Origin of the sequence: Lysobacter sp. 22409 (genome assembly GCF_052045105.1) — a bacterium.
In the GTDB taxonomy this organism is placed as follows: Bacteria; Pseudomonadota; Gammaproteobacteria; order Xanthomonadales; family Xanthomonadaceae; genus Lysobacter; species Lysobacter antibioticus_B.
Map to the genome: position 1 here is coordinate 1 of NZ_JBQEOE010000009.1, position 21510 is coordinate 21510.

A 21510-nucleotide genomic window follows, 5' to 3' on the forward strand; every position below is an offset into this window, starting at 1 on the left:
GCCCTTTTCTTTGGTTACCTTTGACCGAAGGGAATCCAGACGGACTTTTGAGCTTAGCAAAAGAAAGTAACCCGGCCGCGGCAGCGGACGGAAGCTCTGCTCTTGCTTATGGCTTCCTGAGAATTAAGATCGGACCAAACGCTTAAAGCTTCCGCCAGTGAAGCGGCGGGTTACTTTCTTTTGTCATAAGCAACAAAAGCAAAGCAACCAAATAAGTTTCTTATTTTGAATCACAGGCCCGCACAAGCGATGCCGACGCAGGGCTCTACATACGGGACATCCCTGTCCCGACGAAAAACGGCGCGGATCCTTGCGCACCGCCCTCCGGGTCTTCTATGGCCTTCGCTAGTGCGAGGCGACGCACAGCCACGGCAGAAGCAAAATCGTTACGGCAACGGCAGTTTTGACAGCGCCGTGCCGTTGTCATTGCTGCGATGAGCTCGCGCGGGCGCCGCGCTTGCACGAATCGAGCCAGAAACCCGGGTATTTCTGGCACGTTTGATGCCGGGAATATTTTCACCCGCGGCTAACGGCGCTGGGAGCAGCGTCCGATCGGACGCGTCTCGCGTCCGCCCGCAATGCGGGAACGATTCACGAGGACGACGACATGAAACGCATCGCTGCGTTTGCGATGGTCGCGTTGCTTCCGCTTGTTTCAGCGCAGGCCGAACACCGCGAGTTCCGCGCAGTCCTGGAAGGCAGCCAGGAAGTTCCGCTGGTCTCCACCGGCGCCAGCGGTGGGTTCCGCGCCCGCATCGGCGACGGCGGCGCGATCCACTACCAGCTTTCGTATTCCGGTCTGGAAGGCGACGTCACCCAAGCGCATATCCACGTGGGCCAGCGCAGTGTCAACGGCGGCATCGCCGTGTGGCTGTGCTCGAACCTGGCCAGCCCGCCGACGCCTGCGGGCGTGCAACCGTGTCCGCCGCCGCCGGCGACCATCCAGGGCGTGATCATGGCCGCCGACGTGGTCGGCCCGAGCGGCCAAGGCATCGCCGCCGGCGAGTTCGAGGAATTGCTGCGCGCGCTGCGCGGCGGCAACGCCTATGCGAACGTGCACACCAGCAAATTCCCGGGCGGCGAGGTGCGCAGCCAACTGGGTCATCGCCACAACGGCCACGACGATTGAGCGAGAGGTTCCAGCCTGGGCGCTTGCGCTGAGCTTCTCGGGCCAACCAGGAACGTTTAGCGGTTAGCAACTCCGTGCGGCACGTGCCCCGCGGCGACGTGGTCGCGCGCCGACAGGATGTTGTGCTCGGAGTCATCGAAGAAGATGTCGGCGCCAAAGGCTTCCAGGAACGGCCCCTTGGGTCGGCCGCCGAGGAACAGCGCCTCGTCGAGACGGATGCCCCACTCGCGCAGGGTACGGATCACCCGTTCGTGCGCCGGCACCGAGCGCGCGGTGACCAGGGCGGTGCGGATCGGTGCGTCCTGGCCGACCGGGAAGGCCTTCTGCAAGCGATGCAGGGCGTCGAGGAAGCCGCGGAACGGGCCGCCGGAGAGCGGTTCGCCGGCGTGGCTGCGCTCGTGCTCGGCGAACGCGGCCAGGCCGCCCTCGCGCGAGACGCGCTCGCCCTCGTCGTCGAAGATCACCGCGTCGCCGTCGAAGGCGATACGCAACTGGTCCGGGCGCAGATGCGGCGCCAGCCGCGACGGCGGAATCGCCGGCAACAAAGTCGCCGCGGCGACACCGGCAGCGAGCGCGGCGCTGACGTCTTCGGCATTGGCCGAGAGGAACAGGTCGGCGCCGAACGGTCGGATGTAGGGAAACGGCGGCGCGCCGTTGCTGAACGCCGCACGCTTGATCGACAGGCCGTGATGGGCGATCGAATTGAAGATGCGCAGGCCGCTGTCGGCGGAGTTGCGCGAGATCAGGATGACCTCGACCCGCGGCGCCTCCGGCGGCGCGCCTTGGTTGAGCGCCAGCAATTTGCGCACCAGCGGGAAGGCGACGCCGGGACGCAGAAAATCGTCCTCGTGCTCGCGCTGGAAGTCGGCGTAGGCGTCGATGCCCTCACGCTCGAACAGCGTATGGCTCTCTTCCATGTCGAACAGGGTGCGCGAGGAAATCGCGACGATCAACGGGTCGGCATCACGGTCAGGCATGCCGTCATTGTGCCCTGTCGCGCGCCACGCAGATAGGACGGACTGCCCCATGTCGGGCCCCGCCGGTCGGCGTGGCAGTAACCGTGCGCGCTGTTGCTTACCACTGCGTATGGCTAAGCCCGCTTCGATGCCGTTTGAAGTTTGCTTCACAGGCGCTCGCGAGACTGGCCCTCCTTCACACGCAGTCCTCGCCATGAACCTCCGATTCCCGCATTTGCGCCGGTTGGCCCTGGGCCTGCTGCTGGCGTGCTCCGGCACCGGCATCGCCCAGGCCGCCGACAAGGTCCTGATCGTGGTCAGCAGCGAAGGCCGCGACCAGGGCAAGACCCGGCCCGGCTATGAGATGGACGAGTTCGCCCAGGCCTATCTGATCTTCCGCGACAACGGCCTGGCGGTGGACGTCGCCAGCCCGCGCGGCGGCGCCGCCGAGGCCGACAAGTACGACCCGAAGCTCGCCTTCAATGCGCGCCTGCTCGAAGAAGGCCACGGCCTGAACCAGTTGAACACCACCCTGGCCACCTCGGCCGTGCGCGCCGAGGACTACGCCGCGGTCTACGTGGTAGGCGGCAAGGGCGCGATGTTCGATCTGCCGGACGACCCGGCGCTGAAAAAACTGCTCGCCGAAGTGTACGAGCGCGGCGGCGTGGTCGCCGCGGTCTGCCACGGCCCGGCCGCCTTGGTCGACGTGCGTCTCGACGACGGCTCCTATCTGGTCTCCGGCCGCGCCTTGACCGGTTTCAGCAACGAGGAAGAAGCGATCTTCGGCAAGCGCTGGGCCAGGCAGTTCCGCTTCCAGCTCGAAGACGCCCTGCGCGAACGCGGCGCACGCTGGCAGGAAGCGCCCTTGATGATGCCGGGGCTGGCCGTCGACGGCCGCTTGATCACCGGCCAGAACCCCTACTCCACCCCGGCCGTCGCCGAAGCCATCGTCGCCGCGCTCGGGCGCACGCCGGTCGCGCGCACGCCCTGGCGCGACGAACGCAGCCTGGCCCTGGTCGAGCGTTTGCTCGCCGGCGAGCGCGAAGCTGCGCACAAAGCGCTCGCCGACGAGCCGGACGCCTACCACGTGCAGTTGATCGGGTTGATCGGTTATTACCAGTTGCAGGCGCATCCCGAGCCGGCCCGCACCCGCGCCGCCCTGGCGATCATGCAACTGGCCGCGCCGTACATGCCCGAACCGCAATTGCGCCTGGGTATCGCCGAAGCGCATTGGCGGCTCGGCGACGAGGCCCAGGCACGGGCGATGATCGGCGAGGTGCTGGTCAGTCACCCGGACATGACCGATGCTAAGCGCCTTCTCGAACGGATCGACGGCTGAGCGCTGATGCACGACCGCCTGCGCATCCTCGTGATCGAAGACCACCTGGCCCTGCGCACGGCCATGGCGGCGATGTTCGAATCGCACGGCCATGCCGCCGATTTCGCCGCCGACGGCCGCACCGGCCTGCAGTTGGCCCTGAGCGATCCACCCGACGTGTTGGTGCTCGACCTGACCCTGCCCGGCCTCGACGGCTTGCGCGTGTGCACGGAACTGCGCGCACGCGCCGACCGTCACATCCCCATTCTGATGCTGACCGCACGCGACGGCCTCGACGACAAATTGCGCGGTTTCGAGGCCGGCGCCGACGACTATCTGGTGAAACCCTTCGCCGGCGAAGAATTGCTCGCGCGCTGCCTGGCCCTGTCGCGCCGGCATCGCGCGGGCGAGCCGCACGGCCTGCGCATCGGCAGCTTGAGCATCGACCGCCGCAGCGGCGAAGTGCGCCGCCAAGGCCGCCTGCTGGAATTGCAACACACGCCCTTGCGGATCCTGACCATCCTCGCCGAGGCCTGGCCGCGCACCCTGACCCGCAGCGAGCTGATCCAGCGCCTGTGGGGCGACGTGCCGCCGCAATCCGATCCGCTGCGTTCGCACCTGTATCTGTTGCGGCAGGCGCTGGACAAGCCGTTCGCACAGCCGATGCTGCGCACCGTGCACGGCGTCGGCTTCAAGCTCGAAAGCGACGAGGACGCGACGCCGTGAGCGGCCCGGCGAAAGCACCGAAGCGGCGCCTGCGCAATCGCCTGATGCTCGCCTTCGCCGGCTTCGCCCTGTCGGTCGCGGCCTTGTTCGGGCTGTATGCGGTGGCCTTCATGTACGCGACCGAAGACGCCTTCTTCGAGTCGATGCTCGAACAGGAAGCCGCGGCGCAGTTGCGCCGGCACGCGCTCGACGGCGCTTGGGCCGAGCCGCAACAAGCCTTCATGCGCGTCTACCCGGACACGCAACATTTCCCCGCCGATCTGCTCGCCGCGCGCGAGTCCGAGCCCTGGCGTTCGGAATTCGCCGGCCGCGACGGCCGCCATTACCACGTCAAGGCGCTGCAGCCGCCGGCGCCGGCGCAAGGCGCCTGGCTGGTCGCCGAGGTCAGCCGGCAACTGGTGGTGCGGCCGATGCGCGACCGCATCCTGCAATGGCTGGGCTGGTCGGCGTTGGCCGTGGTCGGCCTGGCCTTGGCGCTCGGCGCCTGGCTGGCGCGGCGCAGCACCGCGCCGCTGTCGCGCCTGGCCGCACTGGTCGACAGCATGGCGCCGAACCGCTGGCCGCAACGCATCGCCGCGGGTTTTCCCGACGACGAGGTCGGCGTGCTCGCACGCGGCCTGGATGCGATGACCGAACGCACCCAGGCCTTCATCGACCGCGAGCAGGCCTTCACCCGCGATGCCAGCCACGAACTGCGCACGCCGCTGGCGGTGATCCGCAGCACCGGCGAACGCCTGCTGGCCGAGCCTGCCCTGTCCGCGGCCGGCCGCGAGCATCTGCTGCACCTGCGCCAATCGGCTTGGCAACTCGAACAGACGGTAACGACGCTGCTGACCCTGGCGCGCGAGGCGCCCGTGGTGTTGCCCGATGCGCCGATCGCGCTGTTGCCGGTGCTGGAACAGGTGGTGATCGAACAAGCGGTCTGGCTCGACGGCAAGCCGGTCGAGGTCGAGGTCGACGTGCCCGGCGAGACGCGCATCGATCTGCCGCAGCCGGTGCTGCATATCCTGTTGTCGAATCTGATCGGCAATGCCTTCGCCCACACCGAATCCGGCACGGTCGACATCCGCATCGCCGGCGGGCGCCTGCGCGTCGCCAACCGCGGCCATCCGATCCCGGCCGAGCTGCGCGAACGCCTGCACGAGCCCTTCCGCAAACGCGAAGGCAGCGCCGGCCTCGGCCTCGGCCTGGCGATCGTGCAGCGCCTGTGCGAACGCTACCGGGTCGACCTGCGCCTCGACGAGGAGGCCGGGGCGATGGTGGTGAGCCTCGCCGTGGCGGGCGCTGCGGGTTCGCCCCAGGGCGCGCCGGGGACGGCGGAAAGCTCAGCCGTGCGCTCGGACTAGCCGCGCGACAGCGGCGCCGGCCGGCCGATTCCTGCGGTTTAGGGCCGGAATCGCCGCAGGCCTCGTTGCCGACCGCGGCGACAAGGTATCGTTCCGCACCGCCTCATCGTCCGGACGCCCGACATGTCCCCAACCGAAGTCCCTGCCCGCACCGCCACGCTCATGAACGGCGCCGCCGCGTCCCAGCTCGGCCATGCCTTGAAGTCGCGCCAGTTGGTGATGATGGGGCTGGGCAGCGCGATCGGCGCCGGCCTGTTCCTCGGTTCGGGGGTCGGCATCCGCAGCGCCGGGCCGGCGGTGCTGTTGTCGTATCTGATCGCCGGCGCGTTGGTCATCATCGTGATGCGCGCGCTCGGCGAAATGGCCGCGGCGCGGCCGACCAGCGGCGCGTTCTCGGTGTATGCCGCCGACGCGATGGGGCCGACCGCCGGCGCCACGCTCGGCTGGCTGTGGTGGGCGCAGTTGGTGATCGTGATCGCGGCCGAATCGGTCGGCGCCGCCGGCCTGCTCGCCACGGTCTGGCCACAATTGCCGGTGGCCTTGATGTCGCTGGTGTTCATGTCGGTGTTCACCGGCGTCAACCTGCTTGGCGTGCGCAACTTCGGCGAATTCGAGTTCTGGTTCGCGATCCTCAAGGTCGCCGCGATCCTCGCCTTCATCGCCATCGGGGTGCTGCTGGTCTGCGGCCTGTTGCCCAACGTGCCCTCGCCGGGGCTGTCGAACTTCTTCGACCACGGCGGCTTCGCACCGAAGGGTTGGGCCGGCGTCGGCGCGGCCTTGCTGGTGGTGGTATTCGCCTTCGGCGGCACCGAGATCGTCGCGGTCGCCGCGGCCGAAACCCAGGACCCTGAGCGCAGCATCACCCACGCCATCCGCACCGTGGCCTGGCGCATCCTGGTGTTCTACATCGGCTCGCTCGCGGTGATCATCGCGGTGGTGCCGTGGACCAGCGAGTCGTTGAATTCGCCGTTCGCCGCGGTGCTGGAAGTCGCGCGCATCCCCGGCGCGGCGACCGCGATCACCCTGGTCGCGGTGGTCGCCCTGCTGTCGGCGCTCAACGCCAATCTCTACGGCGCCTCGCGCATGATCTATTCGCTGGCCGAACGCGGCGAAGCGCCGCGCGCGCTCGCCCACCTGAGCCGCAGCCGCGTGCCGACCGTGGCCGTGCTGGCGAGCGTGGCCTTCGGCTTCGTCGCCACCGCACTGGAGCTGCTGTATCCCGACAAGGTGCTGCCGGCGCTGTTGAACGTGGTCGGCTCGACCTGTTTGCTGGTGTGGGCGCTGTCGTTGTTCTCGCAGCTGATCCTGCGCCGCCGCGCCGACCGCGCCGGCACCGTGCTGCCGTTCAAGATGTGGGCCTTCCCTTACGTGACCTGGGCCGGCCTGGCGATCCTCGGCCTGGTGTTCGTGCTGGCGCTGTCGATCGAAGGCCCGCGTCTGCAGTTGCTGTCGACGATCGCCCTGACCTTGCTCATCGCCGCGGCCAGCGAAGTCGCACGCCGGATGCGCAGCAAAACCGCCAGTGGCAATTGACATTAATTACATTATTTAAATAACTGATATTTAAGGTTATTTATCTATAACTTAAAGCGGTTTCGAGCAGGGTCGACGATCGCTCGCCTGCTGGAGCAGCGCAACAGGAAGGAGCGCCGCAAACGATGAGCGCAGGCGAACACGGCATCGATCTGGTCGGCGCCTTGCTGTGGCGCCAAGGCCGCGTGCTGTTGGGCCTGCGCGCCGCGCACAAGCGGTTGGCACCGAATTGCTGGGACATGCTCGGCGGCCACGTCGAGGCCGGCGAGACGCCCGAACAAGCCCTGTGGCGGGAGCTGCAGGAAGAAGCCGGCATCGGCCCGCCCGTGCTCGCTAGGCCCGTGCTCGCTACGCCCGACCAGCACGCCGCGGCGGCGGCCAGCGTAGTCGCCGAATTCGCCTGCGACGGCCTGGTACTGCGCATCTACCGCGTCGAGGCCTGGGACGGCGAACCCGAGGCGCGAGGCGACGAGCATCAAGGCCTGCAGTGGTTCGAAGCGGCGCAAGCGGCGGCCCTGCCCGAGCTGGCCGATCCGCGCCTGCGCGAAGTTCTGCTGCGGCTGGGCTGAACCCGCTCAGCCGCTGGTGAACTGCTCGATCAGCATGCGCTCTTCGAGGTTGTGTTCGGGATCGAACAGCAAAGTGACGGTGCGGTCGCGCGACTCGCGGATCATCACTTCGACCACGTCGCGCACCTCATGCGAATCGGCGGTGGCGCTGACCGGACGCTTGTAGGGGTCGAGTACGCGGAAGCGGATCTCGGTGTCGGCCTTGAGCAAGGCGCCGCGCCAGCGCCGCGGCCGGAACGCCGCGATCGGGGTCAGCGCGATCACCGCCGACCCCAGGGGCAGGATCGGGCCGTGGGCGGAGAAGTTATAGGCCGTGCTGCCGGCCGCGGTCGCGACCAGCACGCCGTCGCAGATCAGCTCGTCGAGCCGGGTCTGGCCGTTGAGGTCGATGCGGATGTGCGCGGCCTGGCGGGTCTGGCGCAGCAACGACACCTCGTTATAGGCCAGCGAACCGAAGGTCGCGCCGGACTCGGTCTGGGCGACCATTTCCAGCGGACGCAGCACCGCCGGCTCGGCCGCCTCCAGGCGTGCGAACAGGTCCTCGCCGTTGTGCTGGTTCATCAGGAAACCGACGGTGCCGAGCTTCATCCCGTACACCGGTTTACCGAGGCCGCCGTGGCGATGCAGGGTCTGCAGCATGAAGCCGTCGCCGCCGAGCGCGACCAGGACATCGGCGGCATCCGGCTCGTGCTGGCCATGGCGTGCGATGAGATCGGCGAGCGCCCGCTGGGCCTCGTCGGTGTGACTGGCGAGGAAGGCGATGCGTTGCGTCGCGGTCATCGGCGGCTCCGGAAGGATGCCGTCAGCATAACCCGGAGGGCGTTGCGGATTCTGCACGCCGGTCGCGACGGTCGGCCAAGGAGCCGCTTCGAGGGTAGGAGCGGCGCGAGCCGCTACATCGCAGTGACGTGGCAAGACGCAAGAACGCGGTCGCGGTCGCGCCGCTCCTGCTCCAAAGCGGAGCGCTGCGGCGATATGACAGAGCGCACAAAAAAGCCCCTCTCCCGGGCGGGAGAGGGGCTTAGTGCCAATCGTCATCGGCGCTTAGGTCAACGCTCGATCAACCGCGCGCGGCCAACTGCGACAAACGCTGCACCGCGACCGACGCGGTCGGATAGTCCAGCGACTTCTGCGCGGCCAGCTCGTTGAGCATGGCCAGGGTGAAACGCAGCGAGACGTCGTCGCGGCCGAGCCAATGGGCGATCTTGGCATCGGCGTTGGCGCCCGGCATCGACAGCACCTGGCCGACCAGGATGCGCTGCTGCGCGCCCAGCTCTTCGCGCAGCACGCCGCGTGCGACCGCGTGCCAGCGACCGTCGACGGTCAAGGCGTCGATCTGTTCCTGCAACCACGGCAGGCGCAGCGCTTCGCCGAGGCGGAAGTGGACCTTGGCCACCTCGACCGGCTTGAGCTTGCGCTCGCGCGCCAGTTCGATGATGTCGCAGCTCGGTTCCAGGTACGGCAGCGCCGCCAGTTGGGCGGCCAGCGCTTCCGGCACGCCCTTGGCCTTCCAGTCGGCGAACGCGGCATCGTGCGCCGGACGCTGGCCGTCGCCGAGGATGCCGTGGCCGGCGCGGATGTTCTTGAAGCCGTCGTGGTAACGCTCGACCGCGGTGGTGATGTCGGGGATCGTACCCGGACGCGACAGCAGCCAACGGGTGAACGAACGCTGCAGGTTCCAGATCACCTGCAAGGCGTCGATCTGGGTCGACTCGGCGACCTTGCCGTCGAGCGCGTCGATCTGCGCCCACAAATCGCGCGCGTCGAGGGTCTCGCGGGTGATGGTGAAGGCCTTGGCGACCTCGCCCGGGGTGCGGCCGCTGTCTTCCTGCATGCGCAGCAGGAAGGTCGCGCCCATCCGGTTGATGGTCGAGTTGGTCACCGCGGTGGCGATGATCTCGCGCTTCAGGCGGTGGTTCTCCATCGCCTTGGCGTACTTGGTCTGCAGCGGCTGTGGGAAGTAACGCACCAGTTCCTTCGACAGGTACGGGTCTTCCGGCACGTCCGAGTCGAGCATCTGCTGGAACGCGACCAGCTTGGAGTACGACAGCAGCACCGACAGTTCCGGACGGGTCAGGCCCTGGCCGCGCGCCTTGCGCTCGGAGATCTCGGCGTCCGACGGCAGAAACTCGATCTGGCGATCGAGCAGGCCCTGCGCTTCGAGGGTGCGGATGAAGTGCTGCTTGGAGCCCAGGCGGGTCTGGCTCATCCGCTCCATCAGGCTGATCGCCTGGTTCTGGCGGTAGTTGTCGTTGAGCACCAACTCGGCGACCTCGTCGGTCATCGAGGCGAGCAGCTTGTTGCGGTCCGGCAGGGTCAGCTTCTTCGCCTGCACCTGGCCGTTGAGCAGGATCTTGATGTTGACCTCGTGGTCCGAGGTGTCCACGCCGGCCGAGTTGTCGATGAAGTCGGTGTTGAGCAGCACGCCGTGCTGAGCCGCTTCGATACGGCCGAGCTGGGTCAGGCCGAGGTTGCCGCCCTCGCCCACCACCTTGCAGCGCAGGTCGCGGCCGTCGACGCGCAGACCGTTGTTGGCGCGGTCGCCGACGTCGCTGTTGGTTTCGCCGCTGAACTTGACGTAGGTGCCGATGCCGCCGTTCCACAGCAGGTCGACCGGCGACTTCAGGATCGCGCTCATCAGCTCGACCGGGCTCATCGCGGCGATGCCGGCGTCGATGCCGAGCGCGGCCTTGATCTCCGGCGACAGCGGGATCGACTTGGCCGAACGCGGGTACACGCCGCCGCCCTTGCCGATCAGCTTCTTGTCGTAGTCGTCCCAGCTCGAGCGCGGCAGCTTGAACATGCGCTCGCGCTCCTTGAACGTCTTCGCCGCGTCCGGGTTCGGGTCGAGGAAGATGTGGCGGTGGTCGAACGCGGCGATCAGGCGGATGTGCTCGGACAGCAGCATGCCGTTGCCGAACACGTCGCCGGACATGTCGCCGATGCCGACCGCGGTGAAATCCTGGGTCTGGCTGTCGCGGCCCATCGCCCGGAAGTGGCGCTTGACCGACTCCCACGCGCCCTTGGCGGTGATGCCCATGCCCTTGTGGTCGTAACCGACCGAACCGCCCGAGGCGAAGGCGTCGTCGAGCCAGAATTTGTGCTCGGCGGCGATGCCGTTGGCGATGTCGGAGAAGGTCGCGGTGCCCTTGTCGGCGGCGACCACCAGATACGGATCGTCCTGATCGTGACGCACCACGTCGCGCGGCGCGACGATCTTGCCGTCGACGATGTTGTCGGTGATGTCGAGCAGGCCGTTGATGAACATCTTGTAGCAGGCGATGCCTTCGGCGAGCACGGCGTCGCGGTCGCCGCCGGCCGGCGGACGCTTGGCGAAGAAGCCGCCCTTCGAACCGACCGGCACGATCACGGTGTTCTTGACCATCTGCGCCTTGACCAGGCCCAGCACTTCGGTGCGGAAGTCTTCGCGACGATCCGACCACCGCAGGCCGCCGCGGGCGACCGGGCCGAAACGCAGATGCACGCCTTCCACGCGCGGGCCGTAGACGAAGATTTCGCGGTACGGGCGCGGCTTGGGCAGGTCCGGCACCTGCGCCGAATCGAACTTGTAGCTGACGTAGCCGCGATCGGCGCCGTCGGCGGCGCGCTGGTAGTAGCTGGTGCGCAGGGTCGCGTTGATCACGCCGATGAAGCTGCGCAGGATGCGGTCTTCGTCGAGGCTGGAAACGCGGTCGAGCAGCGCCTTGATCGCATCGACCGTGGCCTTGGCCTGCTCGTCGCGCTTGCCGTTGCGCGCGTCGATGACCGGCTTGACCGCGGCCATGACCGCGGCGTCGCCGCCCGACAGGGCCTGCAACTGCTGGACCAGCAGGTCCTGGCCGGCCTTGATCTCGGCCTTGCTCTCCTTGCCGGTGCAGGGATCGAAGCGGGCCTCGAACAATTCCACCAGCAGGCGCGCGAGCAGCGGATAACGCGAGAAGGTTTCCTCGACGTAGCTCTGCGAGAACGGCACGCCGACCTGCAGCAGGTACTTGCAGTAGGCGCGCAGCATCGCGACCTGGCGCCAGGACAGGTTGGCGGTGAGGATCAGGCGGTTGAAGCCGTCGTTCTCGGCGTTGCCGCGCCAGATCTGCGCGAACGCGTCCTCGAAGTTCTCGTCGAGGCTGTCGATGTCGATATCGTTGTTGGCGGTCTCGACCTCGAAGTCCTGGATGTAGACCGGCTGCTCGTCGACGCGCAGGCGGTAGGGGTGCTCGGAGATCACCCGCAGGCCCATGTTCTCCATCATCGGCAGCGCGTCCGACAGCGGAATGTCGTCGAGCTGGCGGTAGAACTTGAAGCGCAGGCCGCCCTCGCCCTGGCGGGTGCGGCACAGGCTCAGGCGCAGATCGTCCGGACCGGTCAGCGCGGCCAGGTGGGCGATGTCCTGCGCGGCGACGCCGGCCGAGACTTCTTCGATATAGCCCGCCGGCAAGGCGCGGCCGTAGCGGTTGGCCAGGGCCAGGCCCTGCTGCTCGCCGTGGCGCTGAACCAGCGCGTCGCGCAGTTCGTCCTGGCGGTTACGCACGATCTCGGTCAGTTCGGCCTCAATCGCGACGTGGTCGATCTGGATCGCTTCGCCCGACTTCGGCCGCACGATCACGTGCATCTGCGCCAGCGGCGATTCGCCGATGTGCACGGTGGTGTCGATGTATTCGCCGTGCAGGCGGCGCTTGAGCATCGCCTCCACGCGCAGGCGCACGTCGGTGTTGAAGCGGTCGCGCGGGATGTAGACCAGGCCCGAGAAGAAGCGGCCGTAGCGGTCGCGGCGCAGGAACATCTTGCTGCGCACGCGCTCCTGCAGGCCGAGGATGCCCGAGGTGGTCTTGAACAGTTCCTCTTCGCTCGACTGGAACAGCTCGTCGCGCGGCAGGGTTTCCAGGACGTGGCGCAGGGCCTTGCCGCTGTGGCTGTCCGGGGCCAGGCCCGACTGCTCCATCACATAGGCATGGCGCTGACGCACCAGCGGGATGTCCCATGGGCGGCGGTTGTAGGCGCTGGAGGTATACAGGCCGAGGAAGCGCTTCTCGGCGACCGGACGGCCCTGGGCGTCGAAGCTCAGCACGCCGATGTAGTCCATGTAGCCCGGACGATGCACGGTCGAGCGCGCATTGGTCTTGGTCAGGATCAAAGCATCGACCGAACCCGACTGCGGGATGTAGTGCGCGGCCAGCGAGGTCAGCGGACGCGGCTTGCCGGCGTCCTTGCCGCGCAGCAGGCCCAGGCCGCTGCCCTTGATGGCGCTGAGCACGTCCTGGCCGTCGTGCTTGATCACCTCGTACTCGCGGTAGCCGAGGAAGGTGAAGTGGTTCTCGGCGGCCCAGTGCAGGAAGGCCTGCGCCTCGCGCTTGCCGTCTTCGTTGACCGGCATGCGCTCGCCGATCATGCCGTCGGCGACCTCGTTCATCTTGTCGCGCATCTGCGACCAGTCGCGGACGATCGCGCGCACGTCGGCGAGCACGGTTTCCAGCGCCTTCTTGGCCGAGGCCATCGACTCATTGGTCAGGCGGTCGATTTCCAGGTGCATCAACGACTCGGGCACGCCCTGCCCGACCGAGACCAGCTTGCCGGCCTTGTCGCGCAGGAAGGTCACCACCGGATGGCCGAGCACGTGCACGCCGATGCTCTGGTCGGCCAGCGCCATGGTCACCGAATCGACCAGGAACGGCATGTCGTCGTTGGCGATCTGCAGCACCGTATGCGCCGATTCCCAGCCGTGCGTCTTCAGGGTCGGGTTGAACAGGCGCACCAGCGCCGAACCCGGCTTGCGGTCGCGCGCATAGTCGAGGAAATCGGTCGCCAGCGCGGCCCAGCCGTCGGCCTGGTGCTGCGGCAGCTCGTCCAGGCTCATGCGCTTGTAGAACGCCTTGGCGAACGCCTCGGCCTCCGCGTGGCGCGCCTTCGGCAGGCGCTTGCGCATCGCGGCGACGATCGGCTCCAGCGAGACGCTGGCGCTCTGCGCCTCGACCTGCGCAACGCTCTTGGCGGCGGGCTTGGCGGCGACCGACTTGGCCGTGGCGCTCTTCGCGGCAGCGGGCTTAGTCGTAGCAGGCTTGCTTGCGGCAGGCTTCGCGGCGACGGTCTTGGCGGCGGGCTTGCCCGCTTTCTTGGCCGAGGCTGGTTTGGCGGGATCCTGCTTGGACGCGGCTTTGGGTTTGTTGCTCATGGGAACTCTGAGGTCCGGATGGTATGAGGCCCACGCTTTCGCGCGGGCCAAGAGAAAGGTTAGTGCTTGCGGTTGGAGGCTTGCAGGGCGGCAATGGACGCGGCGCCGTAATCGAGCGACGCGCCCACGCGGCCGCGCGCCATCGGGCGCGGACCGGGTACGGCGGCATCGTTCGAAGCGCGCGAGCCCATGCCGCCGTCCTCAGGACAGGCGGTGGGCCGTGACGAGCCGAAACGTTTCATCGTCTGTCGCTTCAGCGCAGACCGGTTTCGTTGCGGGCGATGACCAGGCGCTGGATCTCGCTGGTGCCTTCGTAGATCTCGGTGATCTTGGCGTCGCGGAAATAACGCTCCAACGGCATTTCCTTGGAATAGCCCATGCCGCCGTGGATCTGCACGGCCTGGTGGGCGATCCACATCGCCGCTTCCGATGCGGTGAGCTTGGCGATGGCGGCCTCGTTGCTGAAACGGCCGCCGTGCTTGTCGGTCTCGGCCTTTTTCCAGGCCGCGCGCAAGGTCAGCAGCAGGGCCGCGTCGAGCTTGCACTTCATGTCGGCGATCTTGGCCTGGGTCATCTGGAAGGCGCCGATCGGCTGACCGAAGGCCTTGCGCTCGCGCACGTAGGTCAGGGTGGCCTCGTAGGCGGCGCGGGCGATGCCGATGGCCTGGCTGGCGATGCCGATGCGGCCGGCGTCGAGCACGCCCATGGCGATCTTGAAACCGTGGCCTTCTTCGCCGAGCACGTCGTCCGGCGCGGCGACGTAATCCTCGAACTCGATCTCGCAGGTGGCCGAGGCGCGGATGCCGAGCTTGGGCTCGGTCTTGCCGCGGTGAAAGCCCGGCTTGGAGGTGTCGATCATGAACGCGGTGATGCCGCGCGCGCCCTTGTCCGGGTCGGTCATCGCGAACAGCACGATGTACTTGGCGACCGGGCCGGAGGTGATCCAGCTCTTCTTGCCGTTGATGACGAAGCTGCCGTCGGCCTGCTTGACCGCCTTGCAGCGCATCGCTGTGGCGTCCGAGCCCGACTGCGGCTCGGTCAGGGCGAAGGCGCCGATCTCGCGGCCCTCGGCGATCGCGCGCACGTAGAGCTGCTTCTGCGCCTCGGTGCCGAACTTGAGAATGCCGTTGCAGAACAGCGAATTGTTGACCGACACGATGGTCGAATGGGCGGCGTCGCCGGCGGCGATCTCGACCATGGCCAGCACGTAGGAGATCGGGTCCATGCCCGCGCCGCCGTACTCGGCCGGCACTTCGATGCCCATCAGGCCGTTCTCGCCGAGGGTGCGGATGTTCTCGAGCGGGAACTCGCCGGTCTGGTCGTGGTGCTCGGCGCTGGGAGCAATCTTTTCCTGGGCGATACGGCGCGCCACGTCCTGGATCATCAACTGCTCTTCGGTAAAGCCAAAATCCACGTCGGCACCTCTGCTGGTTTGAGCACTGCGGCCGGGGCGCGCGGCAGCCCGTAGGCGGCGCCGTCGTCGATCCCCGACCGGCGCGATGGTTCTGCGTCCTGGTCCGCGGCCCTGTCGATGGCCGCGAATGCGAATTGTAGCCGCGCGCGCCGAATAACCCCACCCATGCGCCTGCCCCGCCCATGCGCCTGTGTTTGCGCCGCGAGGCGTCTGCGCGGTCACGGCCGGGCCGGCCCCGACTTGACCTGCAAGCCCTCCGGGAACACACTTATCTCTATATCGCGATACGTTGATGGAACACGGGAATCGAGAATGGAGAATCGGGAATCGTCCTAGTGACTGTCCCGTTGCCCACCTTCGATTCCCTATTCCCCAATCCCGATTCCCTATTCCCAAGGTTGCCCCATGGATCTCGAAGGCTGGTCGTCCCGCTTGAAGGTGTTCGCCGACGCCACCCGCGTGCGTCTGCTCGCTCTGCTCGAAGGCGAGGAGCTGACCGTGGCCGAGCTGTCGGCGATCACCCGCCTGGCCCAACCGCGCGTATCGACGCATTTGTCCAAGCTCAAGGAAGCCGGGCTGGTGCGCGACCGCCGCGCCGGCGTGTCGGCTTATTACCGTTTCGACGACGGTGCGCTCGACCAGGCCCAGCGCGCGCTGTGGCAGACCCTCAGCACCGGCAGCGACGACCCCTTGCTGCGCCAGGACGCCGAGCGCGTGGCCGCGGTGCTCGCGATGCGCGCCTCCGACCAGAACTGGGCCGACTCGGTCGCCGGCGACATGGAACGCCACTACTCGCCGGGCCGCACCTGGGAAGCCCTGGCGCGCTCGGCCCTGCCCCTGCTGCAACCCGGCGACGTGCTCGACATCGCCTCCGGCGACGGCGTGCTGGCCGAACTGCTGGCGCCGCACTCCAACCGCTACGTCTGCCTCGACGCCAGCACCAAGGTCGTCGCCGCCGCCTCCGAACGGCTGCGCAAGCTGCGTAACGTCGAGGTGCGCGAAGGCGACATGCACGCGCTGCCGTTCGAGGCCGACAGCTTCGACCTGGTGGTGCTGATGCACGCGCTGACCTATGCCGAACACCCGGCCCAGGCCGTGGCCGAAGCCGCGCGCGTGCTGCGCCCCGGCGGCCGCCTGCTGCTGACCAGCCTGGCCAGCCACGAACACCGCGGCGCGGTCGAAGCCTTCGGCCACGTCAACCTGGGTTTCGCCGAGAAGGACCTGCAGAAGTTCGCCGCCAAGGCCGGCTTCGACATCGTCAGCTGCGAAACCGTGACCCGCGAACGGCGCCCGCCGCATTTCGAAGTCATCGCCCTGATGGCGCGTAAACCCGCTGCCGAACCGGCGCGCAAGCCGGCGAAGAAATAACGAGGCCCTGCCGATGGAAACCCTGCCCTGGCTCAACCCCGAACGTGCGCGCACGCTGCTGCGCGGCCTGGACGAACGCATCCTGATCATGGACGGCGCGATGGGCACGATGATCCAGCAGCACGAGTTGCAGGAAGCCGACTATCGCGGCGAGCGCTTCGCCGAAGGCTACGACCGGCTGTACGCGGGCGGCCACGACGGCGAGACCGAACACGTCCACGGCGAGAGCTGCGGCTGCTCGCGCGACCAGCGCGGCAACAACGACCTGCTGACCCTGACCCGGCCCGACATCATCGGCGGCATCCACGCCGAATACCTCGCCGCCGGCGCCGACCTGATCGAGACCAACACCTTCAACTCGACCACGATCTCGCTGGCCGATTACGGCCTGGAGCACCTGGCGCGCGAGCTCAACGAGGAAGGCGCGCGCCTGGCCCGCCAGGCCTGCGACGAGGCCGAAGCGCGCGACCCTTCCAAGCCGCGCTACGTCATCGGCGTGCTCGGCCCGACCAGCCGTACCGCCTCGCTGAGCCCTGACGTGAACCAGCCCGGCTACCGCGCGATCACCTTCGACGAGTTGCGCATCGCCTACCGCGAAGCCACCGACGGCCTGATCGACGGCGGCGCCGATGTGATCATGGTCGAGACCATCTTCGACACGCTCAACGCCAAGGCCGCGCTGTTCGCGGTCGAGGAAGCCTTCGACGCGCGCGGCGCGCGCCTGCCGATCATGATCTCCGGCACCATCACCGACGCCTCCGGCCGCACCCTCTCGGGCCAGACCGCCGAGGCCTTCTGGTATTCGGTGCGCCACGTCCAGCCGACCGCGATCGGGCTGAACTGCGCGCTCGGCGCCAAGGACCTGCGCGTGCACATCGACGTGCTGGCGCAGATCGCCGACTCCCACGTCAGCACCCACCCGAACGCCGGCCTGCCGAATGCCTTCGGCGGTTACGACGAAACCCCCGAGGACATGGCCGCGGTGCTCGGCGAGTTCGCCCGCGCCGGCCTGCTCAACCTGGTCGGCGGCTGCTGCGGCACGACCCCGGCGCACATCGCCGCGATCGCCGCGGTGGTCGAAGGCGTCGAGCCGCGCCGCCCGCTGCAGTTGGAAAACGCGGCTTGAAGCGAGAAGTGAGTGCATAGAAGTGAGGAGTGAGTAAAGCCACCCCACTCGTTCCTCGTTGCTCACTCCTTACTCGTTCCTAGTTCCTCACTCCTCTCACCAGCCCCCTTCCCAGGCACCAGCCACCGTATGACTGCCGCCCTCCCCCGCCAGACCCGCCTCAGCGGCCTCGAACCGCTGCAGATCACGCCCGAAAGCAATTTCGTCAACGTCGGCGAACGCACCAACGTCACCGGCAGCGCGCAGTTCCGCAAGCTCATCACCGAAGCCCGCTACGACGAGGCCGTGGTGGTCGCGCGCCAACAGGTCGAGAACGGCGCGCAGGTGCTCGACGTCAACATGGACGAAGGCTTGCTCGATTCCGAGCAGGCCATGGTCACCTACCTCAATCTGATCGCGGCCGAGCCCGACATCGCCCGCATCCCGGTCATGGTCGACAGTTCCAAGTGGACGGTCATCGAGGCCGGGCTGAAATGCCTGCAGGGCAAGGGCATCGTCAACTCCATTTCGATGAAGGAAGGCGAAGCCGAATTCCTGCGCCAGGCCCGCCTGGTCCGCCGCTACGGCGCCGCGGTGGTGGTGATGGCCTTCGACGAGGTCGGCCAGGCCGACACCATCGATCGCAAGGTCGAGATCTGCTCGCGCGCCTACAAGCTGCTGACCGAGCGCATCGGCTTCCCGCCCGAGGACATCATCTTCGACCCGAACGTGTTCGCGGTCGCGACCGGCATCGAGGAACACAACAACTACGCCGTCGATTTCATCGAGGCCACGCGCGAGCTCAAGCGCCGTTTCCCCTATAGCCACATCTCCGGCGGCGTCTCCAACGTCTCGTTCTCGTTCCGCGGCAACGAGGCGGTGCGCCAGGCCATCCATACCGTGTTCCTCTACCACGCCATCAAGGCCGGCATGGACATGGGCATCGTCAATGCCGGCGGCCTGCCGCTCTACGACGACCTCGACAACGAGTTGCGCGAAGCGGTCGAGGACGTGGTGCTGAACCGTCGCGACGACAGCACCGAACGCCTGCTGACCCTGGCCGAGCGCTACAAGGGCAAGAAAGGCGAGAAGAAGGTCGAGGACCTGGCCTGGCGCGACAAGCCGGTGCGCGACCGCCTCAGCCACTCGCTGGTGCACGGCATCGACCAGTGGATCGAAGAGGACGCCGAAGCCGCGCGCGCCGAGTCCACGCGTCCGCTCGACGTGATCGAAGGCCCGCTGATGGCCGGCATGAACGTGGTCGGCGACCTGTTCGGCGCCGGCAAGATGTTCCTGCCGCAAGTGGTGAAGTCGGCACGGGTAATGAAGAAGGCCGTGGCCTATCTGCTGCCCTACATCGAAGCCGAGAAGTTGCGCACCGGCGACGCCGGCAAATCCAACGGCAAGATCGTCATGGCCACGGTCAAGGGCGACGTCCACGACATCGGCAAGAACATCGTCGGCGTGGTCCTGGCCTGCAACAACTTCGACGTGGTCGACCTCGGCGTGATGGTGCCGGCGCAGACCATCCTCGATCGCGCCAAGGCCGAGAACGCCGACCTGATCGGCCTGTCCGGCCTGATCACGCCCTCGCTCGAGGAAATGAGCCACGTCGCCCGCGAAATGCAGCGCCAGGGCTTCACCATGCCGCTGTTGATCGGCGGCGCGACCACCTCGCGCGCGCACACCGCGCTCAAGATCGACCCGCATTACAAGTCGCCGACGATCTGGGTCAAGGACGCCTCGCGCGCGGTCGGCGTGGCGCAGTCGTTGATCTCGATCGAACTGCGCGAGCCCTTCGTCGCCGCCAACGCCTCCGACTACGCCGAGATCCGCGAGCGCCACCGCAACCGCGGCGACGGCAAGCGCCTGGTCTCGCTTGAGAAGGCCCGCGGCCAGCGCTTCAACGGCAACTGGAGCGAGTACGAACCGCCGGCGCCGCTGCAACCGGGCCTGCACGTGTTCGACGACTACCCGCTCGACGAGCTGATCGAGTACATCGACTGGACCCCGTTCTTCAACACCTGGGAACTGGCCGGGCGCTATCCGGCGATCCTGACCGACGAAATCGTCGGTACCCAGGCCAGCGAGCTCTACCGCGACGCGCGCGCCATGCTCAAGCAGATGGTCGCCGAGAAGTGGGTGCAGGCCAAAGCGGTGTTCGGCCTGTGGCCGGCGAACTCGGTCGGCGACGACGTCGAGGTGCAGGTTCCCGGCGAAGGCAAGAGCGAGACCGTGCGCCTGCACTTCCTGCGCCAGCAGGTCGACAAGCCGGTCGACCGGCCCGACCTGTGCCTGGCCGATTTCGTCGCGCCGAAGGACTCCGGCCGGCAGGACTGGATCGGCGGCTTCGCGGTGACTTCGGGCATCGGCATCGAGCCGCACGTCGCCCGCTTCGAGGCCGATCACGACGACTACAACGCGATCATGCTCAAGGCCCTCGCCGACCGCTTCGCCGAGGCCTTGGCCGAGCGTATGCACCAGCGCGTACGCAAGGAGTTCTGGGGTTACGCCGCCGACGAGACGCTCGACAACGAGGCCCTGATCGACGAAGGCTACCGCGGCATCCGCCCAGCCCCCGGCTATCCGGCCTGCCCCGAGCACAGCGAGAAGGGCACCCTGTTCCGCATGCTCGACGCGACCCGCCACACCACCCTGGAGCTGACCGAGAGCTTCGCCATGTATCCGACCGCGGCGGTCTCGGGCCTGTACTTCAGCCACCCCGACAGCCAGTACTTCGTGGTCGGCCGGGTCTCCAAGGAACAGGTCGAGGACTACGCCCGCCGCAAGGGCGCGACCCTGGCGCAGGCCGAACGCTGGTTGGCCTCGAATCTGGATTACGATCCCGAGTAACACGGACGGGCGGCGCACAGCCGCCCCCTCCAGGGACCGGTCAACACGAGCGTGCACGGATGAGCGAAATCCTGATACCCGGCGGTTACGGCATCGACGCGGCGGCCGACCGCGGCGGCGATGCGCTCGGCAACGCCGCCTTCATCGAGAAACATGCGGCTCCGGGCCGCATCGGCCTGTGCGGCGGGCGCGACTGGATCAACAAACTGATCCGCAAGGCGCAATCGCCCTTGACCGAAGACGGTCATCGCAGCCTGTGGTCGCACGCCTTCGTCTTCAGCGAACGCCGCATCGACGGGCAATGGTGGGTGATCGAGTCCGACCTCGACCTGCGCTACAAGCAGATCCGCCTGGGCGTGCAGGAGAACCGCGTCGACCGTTACTACGACGCCGACGCGTTTCCGAACATCGCCATCCTCGATTTCGACTTGAGCCCGGAACAGGTGCACAAGATCCAGGTCGCCGGCCTCGACCTGCTGTCGGGCCTGTCGAGCTATTCGATCAGCGAACTGGTCGGCACCCTGATGGCGATGCACAGCCGTCGCCTGCGCCGGCGCAGCAATCTGCTGGCCAAGGAAGGCGCGCTGTACTGCTCGGCGCTGGTCCAACATTGCTACCACGCCGCCGGCATCGAATTCCTGCCCGGCGTGCCCGGCAAGAACATCGCCCCGCACGATATCGACGAATCGCCGCTGCCGCACCGCACCCATCGGATCATCCGCGACCTGGGCGTATCGACGATCCGCGAGCTGGGCCACAAGTCGAAACACTGGCTGAGCAGCGCACTCGATTCGGACTGAGGCGTCCGCGAGCAGGCGTGCCGCATGGCAACGCCGGTACCCATGGCGCAGGCGCTTCGCCGAACATCGCGGAATGCGGTCGTGCCGCCGGATTTCTTTGGCTGGGCGGCCGATCCGATACGGGGTCGCAAACGCGACCGGTGCCGCTATCGCACCTCAATACGCAATGGTATGGTGACGCCATCCTGGCCCGGCCGCGCCGTCTCGGCGCGACCGGCGCACCGACC

14 protein-coding genes and 1 pseudogene are annotated in these 21510 nt (G+C 67.6%); 10 read left to right on the top strand and 5 right to left on the bottom strand.

Annotation, left to right across the window (positions count from 1 at the left end; genetic code table 11):
- The first annotated feature begins 607 nt into the window (after positions 1-607).
- Positions 608-1129, top strand: coding sequence for a CHRD domain-containing protein (locus tag ACTJJK_RS06620; protein WP_031372347.1), 522 nt, complete (start codon positions 608-610; stop codon positions 1127-1129).
- Between the two features lie 56 nt (positions 1130-1185).
- On the opposite strand, the gene ACTJJK_RS06625 is transcribed toward ACTJJK_RS06620, so the two are convergent.
- Positions 1186-2106, bottom strand: coding sequence for a 5'-nucleotidase (locus ACTJJK_RS06625; RefSeq protein ID WP_031372348.1), 921 nt, complete (start codon positions 2104-2106; stop codon positions 1186-1188).
- A gap of 193 nt (positions 2107-2299) precedes the next feature.
- Between ACTJJK_RS06625 and ACTJJK_RS06630 the strand changes: the two genes are divergently transcribed.
- The 5 genes from ACTJJK_RS06630 to ACTJJK_RS06650 all read left to right on the top strand — a co-directional run bounded on the left by ACTJJK_RS06630 (position 2300) and on the right by ACTJJK_RS06650 (position 7577).
- Entirely contained in the window at positions 2300-3424 is a 1125-nt protein-coding gene (locus ACTJJK_RS06630; RefSeq protein WP_440729817.1) for a type 1 glutamine amidotransferase domain-containing protein, read from the top strand.
- An 18-nt stretch (positions 3425-3442) separates the two neighbouring features.
- Positions 3443-4129: a response regulator transcription factor gene (locus ACTJJK_RS06635; RefSeq protein ID WP_440729861.1), complete on the top strand. Its 687-nt coding sequence runs from the start codon at positions 3443-3445 to the stop codon at positions 4127-4129.
- Positions 4126-5475, top strand: a complete 1350-nt coding sequence (locus tag ACTJJK_RS06640; protein WP_051885059.1) for a sensor histidine kinase — start codon at positions 4126-4128, stop codon at positions 5473-5475. Before ACTJJK_RS06635 ends, ACTJJK_RS06640 begins: the two co-directional genes overlap by 4 nt.
- 123 nt (positions 5476-5598) lie before the next feature.
- Positions 5599-7008, top strand: coding sequence for an amino acid permease (locus ACTJJK_RS06645; protein ID WP_440729818.1), 1410 nt, complete (start codon positions 5599-5601; stop codon positions 7006-7008).
- Positions 7009-7133: 125 nt separating this feature from the next.
- Positions 7134-7577: an NUDIX domain-containing protein gene (locus ACTJJK_RS06650; protein WP_440729819.1), complete on the top strand. Its 444-nt coding sequence runs from the start codon at positions 7134-7136 to the stop codon at positions 7575-7577.
- Positions 7578-7583: 6 nt separating this feature from the next.
- On the opposite strand, the gene ACTJJK_RS06655 is transcribed toward ACTJJK_RS06650, so the two are convergent.
- The 4 genes from ACTJJK_RS06655 to ACTJJK_RS06670 all read right to left on the bottom strand — a co-directional run bounded on the left by ACTJJK_RS06655 (position 7584) and on the right by ACTJJK_RS06670 (position 15157).
- Positions 7584-8357, bottom strand: a complete 774-nt coding sequence (locus tag ACTJJK_RS06655; protein WP_223621075.1) for an NAD kinase — start codon at positions 8355-8357, stop codon at positions 7584-7586.
- 280 nt (positions 8358-8637) lie between these two features.
- Positions 8638-13743: an NAD-glutamate dehydrogenase gene (locus ACTJJK_RS06660; RefSeq protein ID WP_440729820.1), complete on the bottom strand. Its 5106-nt coding sequence runs from the start codon at positions 13741-13743 to the stop codon at positions 8638-8640.
- A 59-nt stretch (positions 13744-13802) separates the two neighbouring features.
- Positions 13803-13985 carry a hypothetical protein gene (locus ACTJJK_RS06665; RefSeq protein ID WP_152566253.1) on the bottom strand — a complete coding sequence of 61 codons (183 nt, stop codon included), beginning with the start codon at positions 13983-13985 and terminating at the stop codon, positions 13803-13805.
- A gap of 11 nt (positions 13986-13996) precedes the next feature.
- On the bottom strand, positions 13997-15157 hold the full coding sequence (locus tag ACTJJK_RS06670) for an acyl-CoA dehydrogenase family protein (protein ID WP_031372356.1): 1161 nt from the start codon (positions 15155-15157) through the stop codon (positions 13997-13999).
- Positions 15158-15562: 405 nt separating this feature from the next.
- Between ACTJJK_RS06670 and ACTJJK_RS06675 the strand changes: the two are divergent.
- The 4 genes and pseudogenes from ACTJJK_RS06675 to ACTJJK_RS06690 all read left to right on the top strand — a co-directional run.
- Positions 15563-16489 (top strand): annotated as a pseudogene (locus tag ACTJJK_RS06675) (ArsR/SmtB family transcription factor); the annotation flags it as partial.
- Between the two features lie 49 nt (positions 16490-16538).
- Complete coding sequence (locus ACTJJK_RS06680) at positions 16539-17651, top strand: homocysteine S-methyltransferase family protein (RefSeq protein WP_223621078.1); 1113 nt, start codon at positions 16539-16541, stop codon at positions 17649-17651.
- Positions 17652-17780: 129 nt separating this feature from the next.
- Positions 17781-20483 carry a methionine synthase gene (gene metH / locus ACTJJK_RS06685; protein ID WP_440729821.1) on the top strand — a complete coding sequence of 901 codons (2703 nt, stop codon included), beginning with the start codon at positions 17781-17783 and terminating at the stop codon, positions 20481-20483.
- Between the two features lie 59 nt (positions 20484-20542).
- The gene (locus ACTJJK_RS06690; protein ID WP_031372360.1) at positions 20543-21283 is read left to right on the top strand and encodes a hypothetical protein; all 741 of its coding nucleotides are present in this window, start codon (positions 20543-20545) and stop codon (positions 21281-21283) included.
- The last annotated feature ends 227 nt before the right edge of the window (positions 21284-21510 follow it).

Excerpts from the sequence above, each read along its gene's own strand:
- ACTJJK_RS06620 (WP_031372347.1), top strand. The coding sequence starts at position 608 with ATGAAACGCATCGCTGCGTTTGCGATGGTCGCGTTGCTTCCGCTTGTT.
- ACTJJK_RS06625 (WP_031372348.1), bottom strand. The coding sequence starts at position 2,106 with ATGCCTGACCGTGATGCCGACCCGTTGATCGTCGCGATTTCCTCGCGC.
- ACTJJK_RS06630 (WP_440729817.1), top strand. The coding sequence starts at position 2,300 with ATGAACCTCCGATTCCCGCATTTGCGCCGGTTGGCCCTGGGCCTGCTG.
- ACTJJK_RS06645 (WP_440729818.1), top strand. The coding sequence starts at position 5,599 with ATGTCCCCAACCGAAGTCCCTGCCCGCACCGCCACGCTCATGAACGGC.
- ACTJJK_RS06650 (WP_440729819.1), top strand. The coding sequence starts at position 7,134 with ATGAGCGCAGGCGAACACGGCATCGATCTGGTCGGCGCCTTGCTGTGG.
- ACTJJK_RS06655 (WP_223621075.1), bottom strand. The coding sequence starts at position 8,357 with ATGACCGCGACGCAACGCATCGCCTTCCTCGCCAGTCACACCGACGAG.
- ACTJJK_RS06660 (WP_440729820.1), bottom strand. The coding sequence starts at position 13,743 with ATGAGCAACAAACCCAAAGCCGCGTCCAAGCAGGATCCCGCCAAACCA.
- ACTJJK_RS06665 (WP_152566253.1), bottom strand. The coding sequence starts at position 13,985 with ATGAAACGTTTCGGCTCGTCACGGCCCACCGCCTGTCCTGAGGACGGC.
- ACTJJK_RS06680 (WP_223621078.1), top strand. The coding sequence starts at position 16,539 with ATGGAAACCCTGCCCTGGCTCAACCCCGAACGTGCGCGCACGCTGCTG.
- metH (WP_440729821.1), top strand. The coding sequence starts at position 17,781 with ATGACTGCCGCCCTCCCCCGCCAGACCCGCCTCAGCGGCCTCGAACCG.
- ACTJJK_RS06690 (WP_031372360.1), top strand. The coding sequence starts at position 20,543 with ATGAGCGAAATCCTGATACCCGGCGGTTACGGCATCGACGCGGCGGCC.